We start from the raw sequence: 16,454 nt of genomic DNA, 5'->3' as shown, positions 1-16,454 counted from the left end.
TCCACCCGTGCCTGTCGTGGCGTGCGCCCCTGCCCGACGCGCCACCGCTCGCTGGGCGCACAAGAAGGGGGAACCATGACCGCCGTACCCGTTTCCGCCCCGATCACCGACACCGCCGCCCGCCTGACCCGCACGGTGGAGCCCGCCGAGTGGGCGGCGTCGGGGATACCGCTGCTGCGCGATCCCCGCACGGTCGTCACCGCACTGCACGCCCTGCACCGCCCGGCGCCGCCGACCGCGGTGGTGGCCGTGCTCGGACCGGACGAACGGATCGCCGCCAGCGCGTCGTTCGGCCACCGGTCCGCCGTGCCCGACGGCTGGGAGTACCGCAACGCGCTCCTGGCCGTCCTGCGCCGGATCATCCCGCACGACCTGCGGTTGCGGCGCCCCGTCCGCACCGCCGTGCTCCTGTACTGCCGGGAGGGCGAGAACCGCTGGTCGGAGGAGGACGGCGCCTGGATGTGGGGCCTGCGTGACGCGTGCACCCTGCACGGGCTGCGCTGCGGAGGCTACGTCTCCCTCACGCCGGAGGGCTGGCGGGTGCACGGCGACGAGCGCCGGGGACGCCGTCCGGCCGCCGGTGCCCCCGGCGGCGGGCAGCCGCCAGCGGGGCGGGGCTGAACCGCCCCGCCCGCGAGCGCGGCGGCACCCCGGCCCGCGCGCACCGCGCCACCGGGGGCGGGCAACCGTTACAGCAGGGCGCGCAGCCGCTGCGGGTCGCCGCACACGACGAGCCGCTCGGCGGCCTTGGCGAGCGCCGCGGGGAGCGCCTGGGCGACCACGGTGTCGGAGCCGCCGTTGACGGCGAGCACGACGACGGCGCGGGCGGTGAGCCGGGAGACGGCGGAGGCCGCGGAGGCGGTGGCGCAGAAGACGTCCTCCCCCTCCGACTCCTGCCGCCAGTAGGCGTCCTCGCCGAAGGACAGTTCGTGCTGGGCCCAGGGGTGCGGCTCACCGGTGGTCAGTACGAGCACGTCACCGGGGGCGCGGCCCTCGTCCAGCAGGCTGTCGACGGCGTCGTCGGCGGTGGCCACGGCGGTGTCGTCGGTGGCGGCCACGAGCTGGATGCGCTCGGCCGGCGCGTCCTGCGCGGGAGCCGCCGGGGCGGCCACGGCGGCCGGGGCCGCGCTCCGGGCGGCGGCCGGGCGGACGGACCCGGGACCGGGACGGCCGCGGTCACCGCGCACCGGGCCGGAACGGGGGCCGGGTCGCGGGCCGGGCCGGGGCCCTGCGGTGGTCCGGGACGGCTGGGGGGTGCGGGCAGCGGCCGCGGGCGTACGCGGGCCGGGAACGGCGGGTCGGATGTGGGGCTCCTCGGAGCTGTGCGGCATGGGTGATGTCTATCAAACTCGGGCGGTGGCCGCGTCGGCGGGTTCGCCGGGCGGGGTCAGAACAGCGGGGCCTGTTCCAGGGCCCGTTCCCCGCCGGCGGGCGGCGGGACGGCGGGCGGAGTGCGGGTCTTCTTGAGGTGCTGCCAGCGCGGCAGCGCGTCGAGGTAGGCCCACGACAGCCGGTGGTGCGGTGTGGGTCCCAGGTCCTCAAGTGCCGCGCGGTGCACCGGGGCCGGGTACCCGGCGTTGTCGGCGAAGCCGAACGCCGCGTGGCGCTCGCCCAGTTCCGCCATGAGGGCGTCGCGCCGGACCTTCGCGATCACGGAGGCGGCGGCGACGCTGACGCAGGAGCGGTCGCCCTTGACGACCGTCCTGACGTGCCACGGCGCGCCCAGGTAGTCGTGCGCGCCGTCCAGGATCACCGCGTCGGGGCGCTGCGGCAGTGCCTCGATGGCCCGCACGGCCGCCAGCCGCAGCGCGGCCGTCATGCCCAGCTCGTCGATCTCCCCGGGCCACGCGTGGCCCAGCCCGTGGGCGGTGACCCAGCCGAGGAGCACCTCGGCCAGCCCGGTGCGCCGCCGGGGCGTCAGCAGTTTGGAGTCGGTGAGCCCCTCGGGGGGCCGGCGCAGGCCCGTGACGGCTGCGCACACCGTCACCGGTCCGGCCCACGCACCGCGTCCCACTTCGTCGATCCCCGCGATGACGCGGGCGGAGGTCGTGGCCCGCAGCGAGCGTTCGACGCGGTGGGTGGGTGGGTCGTACGGCACGCCGACAGCCTACTCGGCGCCCGGCGCCGCCTCGTGCGGGGTGCCCCCCGCCCCGGCGGCCGGGCCGGGCACCCAGCCCGGCAGCGGCTCGGTGCTGCGCACCCAGGCGGGCGGCGGGGCGCCCCCGGGCGCCGCGGCGAGGACGCCGCCGACGATCGCGCAGGTGGTGTCCACGTCCCCGCCGGCCCGTGCCGTCGCCCAGAACGCCTCGGCGAAGCCGGTGCCGTGCCGGGCCACCGCCCACAGGGCGAACGGCACGGTGTCGTGTGCGCTGGTGCGGCGCCCGCACCCGAGCACGGCGGCGACGGTGCCGACGTCCGCGTAGTCCAGCAGGTCCCCCGCCCGCCGCAGACCGGCCCCGACGGCGCTGCGCGGCACGAGCGCGGTGACCTGCGCCAGCAGCCGCGCTCCGGCACCGGTGTCCCAGTCCCCGGCCCCGGCACCGGCCCGCAGCGCGGCCGCGGCGGCGACCGCGATCGCGCCGCACACCGCCTCGCGGTGCTGGTGGGTGACGTAGGCGGAGCGCTCGGCCTCCTCGGCGGCCCGCGCGGGGCTGTCGGCGAACCAGGCGCCCAGCGGCGCCACCCGCATGGCCGCGCCGTTGCCCCAGGAGCCCTGCCCGGCGAAGAGCGCCGGGGCCAGCTCGCGCCAGTCCGTGCCGTCCTCCCGGATGCGCCGCAGCATCGCGTCGACGGTGCGCCCGTAGCTCCGGCCGGGGTCGTGGTGGGCGGCGAAGGCCGCCGCGAGGGCGTCCTGGTCGGCGGCGCCCAGCCGGTGCAGGACGGCTACGACGGAGGCGGCCATCTCGGTGTCGTCCGTCCACGGCCACGGGCCGGGCGGCACGTCCCCGCGGCGCAGCAGCGGGTGGTGGCCGGGCAGGACGAACCGTGCGCCGAGGGCGTCCCCGACGGACAGCCCCCGCAGGCTCGCCAGGGCCCGGCTCAGGCGGTCGGCATCACGCGTCATGGTGCTCGGCACTCTATCCGGAGTGCGCCCGTCCGGCCGGTGCGGCACGGTGCGGCCCCCGCGCCGGGAGCCGCGGTGCGCGGCCGGGCCGCGTCACCGGCGCCCGTCGCCTCCGGCCGCACCGCCGGCCCACAGCATCTCGTACGACTCGGGCACGCACCACCGTTCGAAGGGCCGGTCCAGGTGGTAGCGGCCGTCGGAGCCCAGCAGCAGGGTCCGCGTCTCCCCGTTGCCGGGGTTGGACAGCGACTCGAACTCGGCCACGCTCCAGTGCATCCAGCGCATGCAGAACAGGCGCATGGTCAGTCCGTGGGTCACCAGCAGGACGTTCTGCGGATGGTCGTCCTCCCGGAAGCTGCGCCACAGGCTCTCCAGGAAGGCGCCCACCCGGTCGTAGACGTCCGCGCCGGACTCGCCCTGCGAGAACCGGTAGAAGAAGTGGCCGTAGGCGTTGCGGGCGGCCTTCTGCCGCCGCACCTCGTCCGGGTCCTGCCAGTTGCCCCAGTCCTGCTCACGCAGCCGGGGCTCCTCGCGCACCCGGACCCGCGAGGGGGCCAGGCGCAGTTCCCCGAAGGTCTCGTGCGTGCGCCGGTAGGGCGACACGTAGGCGGAGACGCGCTCCTCGCCGAAGACGGCGCGCAGCTCCTCGCCCGCCGCGGCGGCCTGCCGCCGCCCCCGGGGGGTGAGCCGCAGGGCGTGGTCCGGGACGCGCTCGTACAGCGAGTCGTCGTTGTTCCCCTCGGACTCGCCGTGCCGGAGGAGGACTATGCGCCGGGGTCGTCCCATACGACAACCCTAAGTCCGGGACCGTCCTTCCCGGCAAATCAGGCTCCCGCCCCGGTGCGCGGGCGCGGCCGCCGGGGGTGCGGACGCGGCGGTCAGACCGTCCAGGAGGGCTGGAGGTCGATGACGTCGCCGTCGATGCCCGCGATGTCGGCGCCGGTCTGGGCCCTCAGGGACAGCCGCTCGATGCGCTCGGTGCGGTACTTGCCGTGTTCGGCCGCCGAGTCCCACATCGACAGCACCAGGAACTCGTCCTGCCCCGACGCCTGGGCGAAGACGCCGCGCAGCATGCCCGGCGACCCCGCCATGGCCGGGTTCCACACCTTCTCCTGCATCAGCACGTAGTGGTCCGTGCGCTCGGCCCGCACGTGGCAGTGCGCCACGCGCAGCAGGTCGGCGTCCGTGAACTCGGGGCGGAAGCCGGTCTTCACGTCGAAGCGGTACTCGAACAGCCGCGTGCGCATGTCGCGGTAGGTGCCGACCTGCGCGGCGTGCAGCCGGTCGTGGGAGCGGGCCATGAAGGAGTCGTAGAAGGCCCGGCTCTCCCAGAAGCCGAAGAGGTGGGCCACGGCCTCCCGCGACCGGCTCCAGCCGCCGCCCTGCCCCCGGAAGCCCGGTTCGCCGAGCAGCCCCGCCCATTTCCGCTGCCCGCGTTCGAAACCCCGGCGATCGACCACGGTGCAGCGCATCCACTTGACCAGCACCGCGCCATCGTACGGGCAGGACGCCCGCCGGGCCCCGCCGCGTCCGCCCCCGTCCGCCGCCGCCCGGTCCGCGCCGGACGCGCAGCCGCGCCCCGGCCGACGGGGGCCGGGGCGCGGCTGCGGGACGGCAGCGGGCGCGCGGTCAGCTGCAGCCGCTGGTGGAGCCGCAGCCCTCGCACAGGTAGCAGCTTCCCGCACGGCGCATCTTCGTGCCGCAGGAGAAGCACAGCGGCGCGTCGGCACTCAGGCCGAGCTGCATCTCCGCCAGTTCGGTGGAGTTGTGCGCCTTCGGTTCGGCCGGGGTGGCGGCCTGCCGGCCGCCCTCCGGACGGGGCGGCTCCGGCAGGCGGGGAGCCGACTGGGCCAGGCTCTCCACGTCCAGCTCGTCGTCGGACTCGTAGGAGCCCGTCTCCAGGTGGCGCTGGCGCTCGGCGGCCGAGTGGATGCCGAGGGCGGAGCGGGTCTCGAAGGGCAGGAAGTCCAGCGCGAGGCGGCGGAAGATGTAGTCGACGATCGACTGCGCCATCCGCACGTCCGGGTCGTCGGTCATGCCGGCCGGCTCGAAGCGCATGTTGGTGAACTTCGAGACGTACGTCTCCAGCGGAACGCCGTACTGGAGGCCCACGGAGACGGCGATGGAGAAGGCGTCCATCATGCCCGCCAGGGTGGACCCCTGCTTGGACATCTTGAGGAAGACCTCGCCCAGGCCGTCGTCCGGGTAGGAGTTGGCCGTCATGTAGCCCTCGGCACCGCCCACGGTGAAGGACGTGGTGATGCCGGGACGGCCCTTGGGGAGCCGCTTGCGCACCGGCCGGTACTCGACGACCTTCTCGGCGGGACGCTCCTCGGCCTGCTCCGCCGTACCGGCGTCCTTCTTCTTCGCCGACAGCGGCTGGCCGACCTTGCTGTTCTCCACGTAGACGGCCAGCGCCTTGGTGCCCAGCTTCCAGCCCTGGAGGTAGATCTCCTCGACGTCCTCGACGGTGCTGCTGCTCGGCATGTTGACCGTCTTGCTGATCGCGCCGGACAGGAACGGCTGCGCGGCCGCCATCATCCGGACGTGGCCCATCGGGGAGATGGACCGCTCGCCCATGGCGCAGTCGAAGACCCCGTAGTGCTCGGGCTTGAGGCCGGGGGCGTCGACGACGTTGCCGTGGTCGGCGATGTGGGCGACGATCGCCTCGACCTGCTCGGGCTGGTAGCCCATCCGCTTGAGCGCCTTGGGCACGGTGTTGTTGACGATCTGCATGGAGCCGCCGCCGACGAGCTTCTTGAACTTCACCAGGGCGAGGTCGGGCTCCACACCGGTGGTGTCGCAGTCCATCATCAGACCGATGGTGCCGGTGGGGGCGAGCACGCTGGCCTGGGCGTTGCGGAAACCGTTCTTCCGGCCGAGGCGCAGCACGTCCTGCCACGCCTCCGTGGCGGCGGCCCACACCGGGGTGTCCAGGTCGTCCACGCGGGCGGCCGCGCCGTTGGCGTCGGCGTGCTGCGTCATGACGCGGTTGTGGGCGTCGGCGTTGCGGGCGTAGCCCTCGTAGGGGCCGACGATCGCGGCCAGCTCCGCCGAGCGGCGGTAGGCGGTGCCCGTCATCAGGGAGGTGATGGCACCGGCGAGCGCGCGGCCGCCGTCGGAGTCGTAGGCGTGCCCGGTGGCCATGAGCAGGGCGCCCAGGTTGGCGTACCCGATGCCGAGCTGGCGGAACGCCCGCGTCGTCTCCCCGATCTTCTCGGTCGGGAAGTCGGCGAAGCAGATGGAGATGTCCATCGCCGTGCTGACCAGCTCCACGACGCGGGCGAAGCGCTCGGCGTCGAAGGACTGGTTGCCCGCGTCGTCGTCGTGCAGGAACTTCATCAGGTTCAGCGAGGCGAGGTTGCACGAGGAGTTGTCCAGGTGCATGTACTCGCTGCACGGGTTCGAGGCGCTGATGCGGCCCGACTCCGGCGACGTGTGCCAGTGGTTGATGGTGTCGTCGTACTGGATGCCCGGGTCGGCGCAGACGTGCGCGGCCTCGGCCATCTTGTGGAACAGCGTCCGGGCGTCGACCTCCTCGATGACCTCGCCGGTCATCCGGCCGCGCAGCCCGAAGGAGCTGCCGGACTCGACGGCCCGCATGAACGCGTCGGTCACGCGGACCGAGTTGTTCGCGTTCTGGTACTGGACGGAGGTGATGTCGTCCCCGCCCAGGTCCATGTCGAAGCCCGCGTCGCGCAGGGCGCGGATCTTCTCCTCCTCCTTCACCTTGGTCTCGATGAAGGCTTCGATGTCGGGGTGGTCGACGTCCAGCACGACCATCTTGGCGGCCCGGCGGGTGGCGCCGCCCGACTTGATCGTTCCGGCGGATGCGTCGGCACCGCGCATGAAGGACACCGGGCCCGAGGCGTTGCCGCCGGAGGAGAGCAGTTCCTTGGAGGACCGGATGCGGGAGAGGTTCAGGCCGGCACCGGAACCGCCCTTGAAGATCATCCCCTCTTCCTTGTACCAGTCCAGGATCGACTCCATGGAGTCGTCGACCGAGAGGATGAAGCAGGCCGAGACCTGCTGCGGCTGCTTGGTGCCGACGTTGAACCACACCGGGGAGTTGAAGGAGAAGACCTGGTGCAGCACGGCGTAGGCCAGCTCGTGCTCGAAGATCTCGGCGTCGGCCGGGGAGGCGAAGTAGCCGTGCTCCTCACCGGCGGCGCGGTAGGTCTTCACCACCCGGTCGATGAGCTGCCTGAGGCTGGTCTCGCGCTGCGGTGTGCCCACCGCGCCGCGGAAGTACTTGCTGGTGACGATGTTGACCGCGTTGACCGACCAGAAGTCGGGGAACTCCACGTCGCGCTGTTCGAAGTTCACCGAGCCGTCGCGCCAGTTGGTCATGACGACGTCACGGCGCTCCCAGACCACCTCGTCGTAGGGATGCACCCCGGGGGTGGTGTGGATGCGCTCGACCCGCAGGCCCTTCCCGGCCTTCGTGGCTCCCTTGTCAGCGCGGTCGGCCCTGCCGGCCTTGGCGCGGGTGCCTCGTGCCGGGCCGCTCGTCGTCTCTGTCATTCCGCCTCCCTGGTAAGGGCATAACGCCCTGATGTGCCCCGATTCTTCCCGGGTCACGGTATCGGTCTGCCGCCGGGCCGCGGTGCGCGGTCCGGTCACATTCGTGGGTGCCGCTCAGCAGGCGGCGGGCGGGGCTCCCGGACCGGGCGCGCCGTCGCCGTCCCCGCCGCCGGGGCCGGACGGCCGCGCCGCCTCACGCAGTTCCCCGATCGCCGCCTCGAAGTCCTCCAGCGAGTCGAACGCCCGGTAGACGGACGCGAACCGCAGGTACGCGACGAGGTCGAGCTCCCGCAGCGGGCCGAGTATGGCGAGCCCGACGTCGTGGGTGGACAGCTCGGCGCTGCCGGTCGCCCGTACCGCCTCCTCGACCCGCTGGCCGAGCTGGGCGAGGGCGTCCTCGGAGACCGGTCTGCCCTGGCACGCCTTGCGGACCCCGGCGATCACCTTGTCCCGGCTGAACGGCTCGGTGACGCCGCTGCGCTTGATCACCGTCAGCGACGCGTTCTCCAGCGTCGTGAAGCGGCGGGAGCAGTGCGGGCACTGGCGGCGACGGCGGATCGCGGCGCCGTCGTCGGTCGTCCTGCTGTCCACGACCCGGCTGTCGGGGTGTCTGCAGAAGGGGCAGTGCACGGCGATCCACCTTCCTTGACCCACGGCGCGCGGCATGACGACAGAGCTCCGCCGGGCCCTGCGAGAGCCCCTGGAACAGGCCACCAGCATAGGCGATGCTCCTCGCCGCGAACGCCGGGGGACACAACCTGTTGGGCCCGTGTCTCAGGTGACCACTAGATGTGGTGGTCGCTCCGTGATGACGTCATGACACAGGAGTACCGGGCCGGACGGCGCGGACGGGGGCGGACGGCGCCGTCCGGGCCACGGGACCCGGCCGGCGCGGTGCACGGCCCGGGGTCTCCCGGGTCCGGCCCCGGACGCCCGCGAGAGCGTACCGCAGCCGGACCCGCACAACGGGAGCGACCGGGCCGTCGCGTATACAAGGAGGACCCTGATCACGTCAGCCGATCGGCGATATTTCACTCGAACGTGTGTTTGGCGCAACCTTTCGAAACCAACTACCGTTGTGCCACAGGGAGAACAGTTCGAAAGGGGTGCCGACGACCGTGACCACCACCGCAGACAGCGCGACGCTCACTGCCCAGGACGTCACCGAGGAACACATCGATCCGGCACGGACGGGCCAGGAGGCCGAGGCCCCGCTCGTCGGCGCCGGAGACCGGTCCGCGCCCAGGCCAGGGCGCGCGCTGCCCGGGCGGCCACCGGGAATCCGCGCCGACAGCACCGGCCTCACCGACCGGCAGCGCCGCGTCATCGAGGTCATCCGCGACTCGGTGCAGCGGCGCGGGTACCCCCCGTCGATGCGCGAGATCGGCCAGGCCGTCGGGCTGTCCAGCACCTCATCGGTGGCACACCAGCTCATGGCACTCGAACGCAAGGGCTTCCTGCGGCGCGATCCGCACCGGCCCCGCGCCTACGAGGTGCGGGGCTCCGACACCCCGAGCACCCAGACCACCGACACCACGGGCAAGCCCGCCGCCTCCTACGTGCCGCTCGTCGGCCGGATCGCGGCCGGCGGCCCCATCCTGGCCGAGGAGTCCGTCGAGGACGTCTTCCCCCTGCCGCGCCAGCTCGTCGGCGACGGCGAACTGTTCGTGCTCAAGGTCGTCGGCGACTCGATGATCGAGGCGGCCATCTGCGACGGGGACTGGGTCACGGTCCGCCGCCAGCCCGTCGCGGAGAACGGGGACATCGTCGCCGCCATGCTCGACGGCGAGGCCACCGTCAAGCGGTTCAAGCGCGAGGACGGCCACGTCTGGCTCCTCCCCCACAACGCCGCCTACCAGCCCATCCCCGGCGACGAGGCCACCATCCTGGGCAAGGTCGTCGCCGTCATGCGCCGCGTCTGACACGCACCGCCGCCCCGGACGCGGTGAACCCCGGGGACCTCTGCGCCGGTCCCGGGGTTCACCGCGTCCGGCCTCAGGAGGCGTCCCCGGCCGCCGCGTCGATCGCCGCGAGGGAGCGGCGTACCTGCTCGCCGTTCGTGGTGTACCAGAAGTCCGGCATGGAGGACCGCAGGAAGCCGCCGTAGCGGGCCCGCGCCAGCCGGGAGTCCAGCACGGCCACCACGCCACGGTCCCCGGTGGCCCGCACGAGCCGCCCCGCGCCCTGGGCCATTAGCAGCGCCGCATGGGTGGCGGCCACCGCCATGAAACCGTTGCCGCCGCCCTCTTCGACGGCCTTCTGCCGCGCGCTCATCAACGGGTCGTCGGGGCGGGGGAACGGGATGCGGTCCATCACCACGAGCTGGCAGCTCGCCCCCGGCACGTCCACGCCCTGCCACAGCGACAGCGTGCCGAACAGGCAGGTGCGCGGGTCCTCCGCGAAGCGGCGGATCAGCTCGCCGAGCGTCTCCTCGCCCTGGAGCAGCACGGGCACGTCCAGCCGTCCGCGCAGCTCCTCCGCGGCCGCCTGTGCGCCCCGCATCGAGGAGAACAGCCCGAGGGTGCGCCCGCCCGCGGCCTGCACGAGGGACGTCAGCTCCGCCAGCATGTCGCCGCGCCCGCCCTCGCGCCCCGGCGGGGACAGGTGCTGGGCGACGTAGAGGATGCCCTGCTTGCGGTAGTCGAACGGTGAACCGACGTCCAGCCCGCGCCACTCGGGCGCGTCCTGACCGTGTTCGCCCTCCGGAGCCAGGCCCAGGGACGCCCCCACGCCGTTGAAGTCCCCGCCGAGCCGGAGGGTGGCGGAGGTGAGCACCACCGAACGCTCCGCGAACAGCTTCTCCCTGAGCAGCCCCGACACGCTCAGCGGCGCGATGCGCAGGGACGCGCCGAACCGGTCGTGGCGCTCGTACCAGACGACGTCGTACTCGGAGCCTGCCAGCACCCGTTCGGCCACGGCGTGCACGTTCTCCACGGTGGCGACGGCCTGCTTGCGCACCGCGTCCTCGTCCTGCACCGACGCGTCGCGGGTGTTGCCCAGCGCGGTCAGGCAGGTGCGGGCGGCGTCGCGGAGCGCGGCCAGCGCGTAGCCCAGATCCTCCGGGATCTCCTCAAGGCGGCCCGGCAGCGCCAGCTCCATGACCCGCTCGAAGCTCTCGGACGCGGTGAGGAGCTGGTCGGCCGCCTTCTCGTCCACCAGCTTCGCCGCCCGGCGCACGGCCCGGTTGACGCCGCCGGGTGTCAGCTCGCCGGAGGCGGCGCCCGTCACCCGGGAGACGAGTTCGTGGGCCTCGTCCACGATCAGGACCTCGTGGCCCGGCAGGACGGGCGCGCCCTCGATCGCGTCGATCGCCAGCAGCGCGTGGTTGGTGACGACGACGTCCGCGAGCCGGGCCCGCTCCCGGGCGGCCTCGGCGAAACACTCCGCGCCGTAGGCGCACTTGCTCGCGCCCAGGCACTCCCGCGAGGTGACCGACACCTGCGCCCAGGCCCGGTCCGACACGCCCGGTGAGAGGCCGTCGCGGTCCCCCGTCTCCGTCTCGTCGGCCCAGTCCCGCAGGCGCAGCAGGTCCTTGCCGAGCCTGCTGCTCGCGCCGCCCGTCACGGCGGCGGCCTGCGCGGCCTCGAACGGGTCGAAGAGGCCGTCCTCCTCCTCGGCGGGCACGCCCTCGTGCAGCCGGTGCAGGCACAGGTAGTTCGAGCGGCCCTTGAGCATGGCGTACTGCGGGCGGCGGCGCAGCAGCGGGTGCAGCGCCTCGACGGTGCGCGGCAGGTCCCGTTCGACGAGCTGCCGCTGGAGGGCGAGGGTGGCCGTGGCGACGACCACCCGTTCCCCGTGCGCCAGCGCGGGCACCAGGTAGCCCAGTGACTTGCCGGTGCCGGTGCCCGCCTGGATCAGCAGGTGCGTGCCCGCGTCGACGGCCTGTGCCACCGCCTCGGCCATGGCGACCTGGCCGGGCCGCTCGGTGCCGCCGACCGCGGTGACGGCGGCGTGGAGGAGTTCGGGGAGGGCGGGGCCGCCGTCTGCTGCTGCGCTCATAGGGCTGACACCCTACGCCGTGGCACCGACAGCGCGCCCGCCCGCTCACCCAGCGTGCGGATCACGGCGTGTGCAGGGGGTTGGGGACGGTGCCCTCGACCACGGCGTGCGGACGCCGGGGGCGGTCCCGGTAGCCGTCGGCGTACAGCCGGTTGCGGTTCAGGCACAGCCGGCCGATGCGCGGGGTCAGCAGGTCGAACTGCTCGAAGCGGGGTTTCAGCTCGGGGAAGCGCTGCTGGTGGGCGAGGACCGCCTCGCGCACCAGCCCCCAGAACTCCTTCTCGGGCACCGCCAGCTGGTCGGCGCACAGGGGCGCGAGGTACCGGAAGACGCCGACGAGCAGCCCGGTGTGGATGAACTGCGTGAGGAAGTCCGGCGGCTCGGTCAGGAGCGTGTCGCGGACGGTCTCGGGCAGGTCCGCCAGCTCGGGCAGCGGCTCGGCGCTCAGGTTGACGTCGTCGACGAAGTCCTTGACGGCCAGCCGCACCGGCACGTCGTCCTCGTCGAAGACGACGACGGCGTTCTCGCCGTGCGGAGAGAACACCGTGCCGTAGCGGTAGAGGAAGTGCAGCAGTGGCGGCAGCAGCGCCTGGAAGAGGCGCCGCAGCCACTCCCGTCCCGGCAGTCCGGAGCGCCGGACGAGTTCGGCGGTGACCGCGCGTCCGGCGGCGTCCGTGTGCAGCAGGGCGGCGAGGCTGCGCGCCCGCTCCCCGGGGGCGAGGTAGGGCCCCACCGGCTCGCGCCAGATGCAGCCGAGCAGCTCGCGGTACTGGTAGGGGACCGTGGGCAGCCGGTCGTACAAGGGGTGCTCGACGGTGACCGAGGCGACCTCCCCGAGCAGGATCACCCGGGTCTCGTCGCACAGGAACGGGTCGCCGTCGCGCAGGGCGTGGATCCAGCGGGTGACGGCCGGGGCGGCCAGGGTCCGCTCGGTGGGCAGTCCGCGCCACACCAGGGTGTTGAGCACCGACAGCGGCAACTTGACGCTCCGCCGGTGCGGGCGGCTGAGGTTGAGGAAGGTGCGCACGGACTGCTGCGGCAGCCGCAGGTCCTCGTCCGCGGGCAGCGGGATGATCGCGGAGTCGGCCACCTGCGGGGCGAACAGGGGGGCGATCGTCTCGTCCCACTGCCAGGGGTGCACGGGCAGCCACAGGTAGCGGTGCGGGTCGCGGCCGCGGTCGCTGACGGCGCGGGCGAAGGCGTCGCGGGTGTGGTCGGGCAGTTCCTCCGCGTAGAGCCGCTCGGCGGTGGGCAGCGCGGGTATGCCCCGGTAGTGCGCGAGGTCGCGGTGGACGGCGAGCCAGGGCAGCCGGGCGGCGGTGCGCGCCTCGGGCGTCCAGCGTCCGGCGTCCGTGGCGGAGAAGCCGAGCCGGCCCTTGCTGGCGACGAGCCAGGGGTGCCCGGTGAGGTGCCCCTCCAGCGCGGCGTAGTCCAGGTCTGCGAGGGCCGCGGCGTCGGGGGCGGCGTCGGCCAGGCGCACGTCGGCGCTGAGGGTCGCCGTCAGCTCGCGCAGCAGGTGGCCGAGGGTGTCCCCGGGCAGACGCAGCAGGGTGTCGTGGGCCTGGGTGAGGAAGGCCAGCGGGTCGGCGGAGGGGGTGAGCGAGGCCGGGTCGACGCGCCAGTGCCCGTAGGCGCCGCGCCGGGCGCGGAAGCGGTAGACGGGGCCGCCGGGGACAGCCAGGCGGTAGCGGGCGGGCAGTCCTTCGGGCTCGGGGGTGAGGATGCCCTCGTAGGCGAACTCGCCGAGCAGTTTGGCGAACATCTGGCGGGCGGCCCGTGTCCAGGCGGTGGCGGACGCGGCTGATGACGGTGGCATGTGCGTTCTCCTCGGTGGGCGACGGAGCCGGACGGACGGTCAGTACCGGCGGGAACGACGTGCGGTGGTGCGGCTTCGGGGCGCGGCGTCAGGGTGCCGCGTGGGCCTCCCGGTCCCGGACGACGAGCGCGGCGCGCTTGTCGGGGAGGTCGATCTCGGCGGCGACCCGGAACCCGGCCGCGCGGAAGGCGGAGACGGACGCGGCGTTGCGCACGTCCGGCTCGGCGAGGACGCGGTGGCACTCCGGCCGGTGCCGCAGGAGGAGTTCGGCGGTCGCCCGCAGCAGCGCGGTGCCGAGGCCCCGTCCGCGCCGCTCGGCCGGGCCGATGAGCAGGTGGACGCCGGTGTCGTGCGGGCGGGTGGGGAAGTGCCGGGCGAGCGGGTCGAGATCGGCGCGGTAGATCTCCCAGTAGCTCATGGGGACGCCGTCGAGCACGCCCAGGCAGGGCACGCTGCGCCCGTCGCCGTCGAGCTGTCCGCGCAGGTGGGCGCCCGTCCGTTCCGGCGGCCCGGCCAGGCCCCAGAAGGCGTGTACGGCCGGGTCGTTCATCCACCGGGTGATCACGGGCAGGTCCCGGCCCAGGCGGACGGGCACGAGCTGGAAGGCGCCCGCGGCACACGTCACCGGCGGCCAGTCGGCGATGGCGCCGAGCAGTTCGGACGGCGGCGGACCGTCGCCGGGCGGTGCCTCGCCGTCGCCGGGAGCCGCAGGTCCGTCACCGGGGGCCGCAGGTCCGTCGCCCTCCGCCGCGGTGAGGTCCGGCGGGAGGCGCAGGTCGAGGGTGTCGTCGTTGCTGGTGTCCCAGGCGGCCCAGGCGGCACCGGCGGCACCGGCGTCCTGCGGGGCGCCGGACGCGTGGTCGCCGCCGGGGCCCCGGGCGTCCGCCGGGCGGGCGCGGCCAAGGTCGCCGCCGGGCGCGGACCGGGGGGCCGGTCTCGGTTCCCCGGTGTCCGTTGCGGGGTCAGTGGACGGCACGGCGCAGCCTCCTTCCGGCGGTCGCCGCTAGCGGACGGCGAGCGGGTTGGTGAGCGTGACGTAGACGGACTGGGTGTCCACCGGACCGACCAGTTCGTCCAGTCCGTGCAGCCGCGTCAGCAGGTTGGCCTTGCAGCGCAGGGCCGGAGCGTCCAGCAGCAGCCGGGGCAGGGGGGAGCCGGGCCCGCCGCTGTCCGCGCCGGTGGCCTGCCGCGCGAGGAAGCGGCGCGTCCCGGCGAGCAGCAGTTCCTCGTCCACCCCGAGCTGGGACCCGAACGCGCCGATGAGGCCGAGCACGTGGTTGATGCCGAGGTAGTAGGCGAACCGTTCGTCGCAGACGGCGTCGGGCACGAAGGAGTCGCTCTCCTCGCCCACGCCGGGCACCCGCCGCTGGAGGGCCGTCCGGTGCGAGGCGCGGAAGTAGTAGCCCTGGTTGTCGCGGTAGCGGCCCCCGCACGGCCAGCCGTCGGGGTCCAGGAGGACGACGGTGTTCTGCTGGTGGGCCTCCAGTGCGATGCCGGCGTGCGCGTCCAGCCACAGCACCGGGGCGACGACCGCCTCCAGGTGGCGCAGGAACCACTCGACGGCGACGGCGGGCACCGTCCGCGCGGTGCGCCGGGCGAGCCGCTGCACGGTGTCGGCCAGGCGCGAGCGCATCGGATGGCCGGGCACGCCCGGCCAGGGGCGGGGCGAGGTCAGGGAGGCGACGCACACCGCGTCGTCCCCCGGCCCGAAGGGCTGGTGCCGTACGACCGTGTCCAGCCCCGGCACGGGCCGGCCGTCCGGCCCGTTCACGCCGATCCAGGCGGGATCGCGGACGATGTCGAAGCCGGACGGGCCGGGGAAGGCCGCCCGCCACCGCGTGCCGAGCCCGCTGCGCAGGAGCCGGTGCACGTCCACGCCCCGCAGCGCTTCCTTGCGGAGGTTCTCCCGCCGGGAGTTGGTGATGCGCACCGCGAGGGAGAGCTTGAGCATCGCGGGCGCTCCGGGGCGGGCCACGGTGCGCACGGACGACGTGGGGTGCCAGGGCCCTCCGTGCGGGCCGAGGTCGTGCAGCAGCCCGGCGTCGAGGAGGGCCGTGACGGCGGGGCGGTGCCGCACCGTGCGGGCCTGCCAGGGGTGCAGGGGCAGCGCGACGGTGTCCGGCGGCAGCCGGAGCCCGTCCCCGGCCAGGCGCGCGGTCAGCCGTTCGGCCGGGACGGGGCGTCCGCCCTCCGTCCACGCCGAGTCGGCGGCGAGGACGGAGCGCTCGACGGCCAGCCAGTGCAGGGGGAACGCGCCGCGCAGCTCCGGGGAGTACCGCGCGTCCTCCTCCTCGCAGAGCCCCTCGCGGCTCTTGGGCGCCGGATGCATCGGATGGCCGAGGACGAGGGCCTGTTCGCCGGTGAGGAACGGGTCGGCCTCCGGTGGCGGGGCCGGGTCGGCGCGGCGCGCGGCCAGGTAGCGGGCCGTGTGGCGCACCGAGTCCGCGACCCGGCCCACCAGGTCGGCGGATTCCCCCGCGGGGGAGTCCGCGTCGCGGGCGTGGGCGGCCTCGCGGGCGATGAGCGCGGCGAGCGCGGCGGCGTCCAGCGGTGCGGCGTCCGCCGGGGCGGATTCCAGCCGGGGCGGGCCGAAGCGGTGCCAGCCGGTGGCCGACCAGTACCGCACGGGGACGCGCAGCGTGGTGCCGGTGGCGGCGAGGGGCATTCGCAGGACGTCGCCGGCGGGCGGCGGCACGGCCGTCTCCCTGATCCAGCAGCGGAGCAGGTTCTCCACGCCGGCGGCGTCGGCGGCCCGCGCCGGGTCCGGATCGTCCAGGGGGTCGGCGCCGCTTCGGACGGGGGCGCGGTGCGCGGCGCCCGCGGCGGCGGCGGGACCGGCGGCGCGGCGGGCCTGCCGGGGCACGGTGGGGTCGAGCAGCCGGGCGAGCGGCTGGCGCGCCGGGGAAGGAGCCCCCGGTGCGGACTCGTCCTCCGCGTCGGAATGTGCGTTCACCAAACCTCCCTGAACGTGCGGCGACCGCTGGGCAGCCCGTACGGAGTAACGACGGGGAGAGCGAAGGAGCACGGCCCCGGACGGAATCGTCCGGGGCG

General features: G+C 74.6%; 12 protein-coding genes and 1 pseudogene. 2 read left to right on the top strand and 11 right to left on the bottom strand.

The annotated features are described in order from the left end of the window. Positions 1 to 75: 75 nt before the first annotated feature. Positions 76 to 621, top strand: a complete 546-nt coding sequence (locus tag V1J52_RS00280) for a hypothetical protein (RefSeq protein ID WP_330137449.1) — start codon at positions 76 to 78, stop codon at positions 619 to 621. A gap of 68 nt (positions 622 to 689) precedes the next feature. Here the strand turns inward: V1J52_RS00280 and V1J52_RS00275 are convergent, their stop codons facing one another. The 7 genes from V1J52_RS00275 to nrdR all read right to left on the bottom strand — a co-directional run bounded on the left by V1J52_RS00275 (position 690) and on the right by nrdR (position 8,218). Beyond that, entirely contained in the window at positions 690 to 1,187 is a 498-nt protein-coding gene (locus tag V1J52_RS00275; RefSeq protein ID WP_330137448.1) for a hypothetical protein, read from the bottom strand. A 200-nt stretch (positions 1,188 to 1,387) separates the two neighbouring features. After that, on the bottom strand, positions 1,388 to 2,098 hold the full coding sequence (gene rnhB / locus V1J52_RS00270) for a ribonuclease HII (RefSeq protein ID WP_330137447.1): 711 nt from the start codon (positions 2,096 to 2,098) through the stop codon (positions 1,388 to 1,390). A gap of 9 nt (positions 2,099 to 2,107) precedes the next feature. Continuing rightward, positions 2,108 to 3,064, bottom strand: coding sequence for an ADP-ribosylglycohydrolase family protein (locus tag V1J52_RS00265; protein WP_330137446.1), 957 nt, complete (start codon positions 3,062 to 3,064; stop codon positions 2,108 to 2,110). Between the two features lie 93 nt (positions 3,065 to 3,157). Next, on the bottom strand, positions 3,158 to 3,850 hold the full coding sequence (locus tag V1J52_RS00260) for a histidine phosphatase family protein (RefSeq protein WP_330137445.1): 693 nt from the start codon (positions 3,848 to 3,850) through the stop codon (positions 3,158 to 3,160). Between the two features lie 92 nt (positions 3,851 to 3,942). After that, positions 3,943 to 4,551, bottom strand: a complete 609-nt coding sequence (locus V1J52_RS00255) for a YdbC family protein (RefSeq protein ID WP_330137444.1) — start codon at positions 4,549 to 4,551, stop codon at positions 3,943 to 3,945. Between the two features lie 142 nt (positions 4,552 to 4,693). Then, positions 4,694 to 7,588, bottom strand: coding sequence for a vitamin B12-dependent ribonucleotide reductase (locus V1J52_RS00250; protein ID WP_330137443.1), 2,895 nt, complete (start codon positions 7,586 to 7,588; stop codon positions 4,694 to 4,696). A gap of 114 nt (positions 7,589 to 7,702) precedes the next feature. After that, positions 7,703 to 8,218: a transcriptional regulator NrdR gene (gene nrdR / locus V1J52_RS00245; protein ID WP_330137442.1), complete on the bottom strand. Its 516-nt coding sequence runs from the start codon at positions 8,216 to 8,218 to the stop codon at positions 7,703 to 7,705. Positions 8,219 to 8,832: 614 nt separating this feature from the next. Between nrdR and lexA the strand changes: the two are divergent. Beyond that, positions 8,833 to 9,510: pseudogene (gene lexA, locus V1J52_RS00240) on the top strand (transcriptional repressor LexA); the annotation flags it as partial. A gap of 73 nt (positions 9,511 to 9,583) precedes the next feature. On the opposite strand, the gene V1J52_RS00235 reads toward lexA, so the two are convergent. The 4 genes from V1J52_RS00235 to V1J52_RS00220 form a co-directional block, all read right to left on the bottom strand. Continuing rightward, the gene (locus tag V1J52_RS00235) at positions 9,584 to 11,587 is read right to left on the bottom strand and encodes an ATP-dependent DNA helicase (protein ID WP_330137440.1); all 2,004 of its coding nucleotides are present in this window, start codon (positions 11,585 to 11,587) and stop codon (positions 9,584 to 9,586) included. Positions 11,588 to 11,648: 61 nt separating this feature from the next. After that, a complete protein-coding gene (locus V1J52_RS00230; protein ID WP_330137439.1) occupies positions 11,649 to 13,403 on the bottom strand; it encodes an IucA/IucC family protein in 1,755 nt (584 codons plus the stop codon). Positions 13,404 to 13,491: 88 nt separating this feature from the next. Next, entirely contained in the window at positions 13,492 to 14,379 is an 888-nt protein-coding gene (locus tag V1J52_RS00225) for a GNAT family N-acetyltransferase (protein ID WP_330137438.1), read from the bottom strand. Between the two features lie 27 nt (positions 14,380 to 14,406). Next, positions 14,407 to 16,356: an IucA/IucC family protein gene (locus V1J52_RS00220; protein ID WP_330137437.1), complete on the bottom strand. Its 1,950-nt coding sequence runs from the start codon at positions 16,354 to 16,356 to the stop codon at positions 14,407 to 14,409. Positions 16,357 to 16,454 lie beyond the last annotated feature (98 nt).

It is taken from the genome of Streptomyces solitudinis (assembly GCF_036323765.1).
In the GTDB taxonomy this organism is placed as follows: Bacteria; Actinomycetota; Actinomycetes; order Streptomycetales; family Streptomycetaceae; genus Streptomyces.
This window is presented reverse-complemented; position numbering and strand designations above follow the sequence as displayed.

Coding starts and splice junctions, on each gene's coding strand:
- V1J52_RS00280 (WP_330137449.1), top strand. CDS start 76: ATGACCGCCGTACCCGTTTCCGCCCCGATCACCGACACCGCCGCCCGC.
- V1J52_RS00265 (WP_330137446.1), bottom strand. CDS start 3,064: ATGACGCGTGATGCCGACCGCCTGAGCCGGGCCCTGGCGAGCCTGCGG.
- V1J52_RS00260 (WP_330137445.1), bottom strand. CDS start 3,850: ATGGGACGACCCCGGCGCATAGTCCTCCTCCGGCACGGCGAGTCCGAG.
- V1J52_RS00250 (WP_330137443.1), bottom strand. CDS start 7,588: ATGACAGAGACGACGAGCGGCCCGGCACGAGGCACCCGCGCCAAGGCC.
- V1J52_RS00235 (WP_330137440.1), bottom strand. CDS start 11,587: ATGAGCGCAGCAGCAGACGGCGGCCCCGCCCTCCCCGAACTCCTCCAC.
- V1J52_RS00230 (WP_330137439.1), bottom strand. CDS start 13,403: ATGCCACCGTCATCAGCCGCGTCCGCCACCGCCTGGACACGGGCCGCC.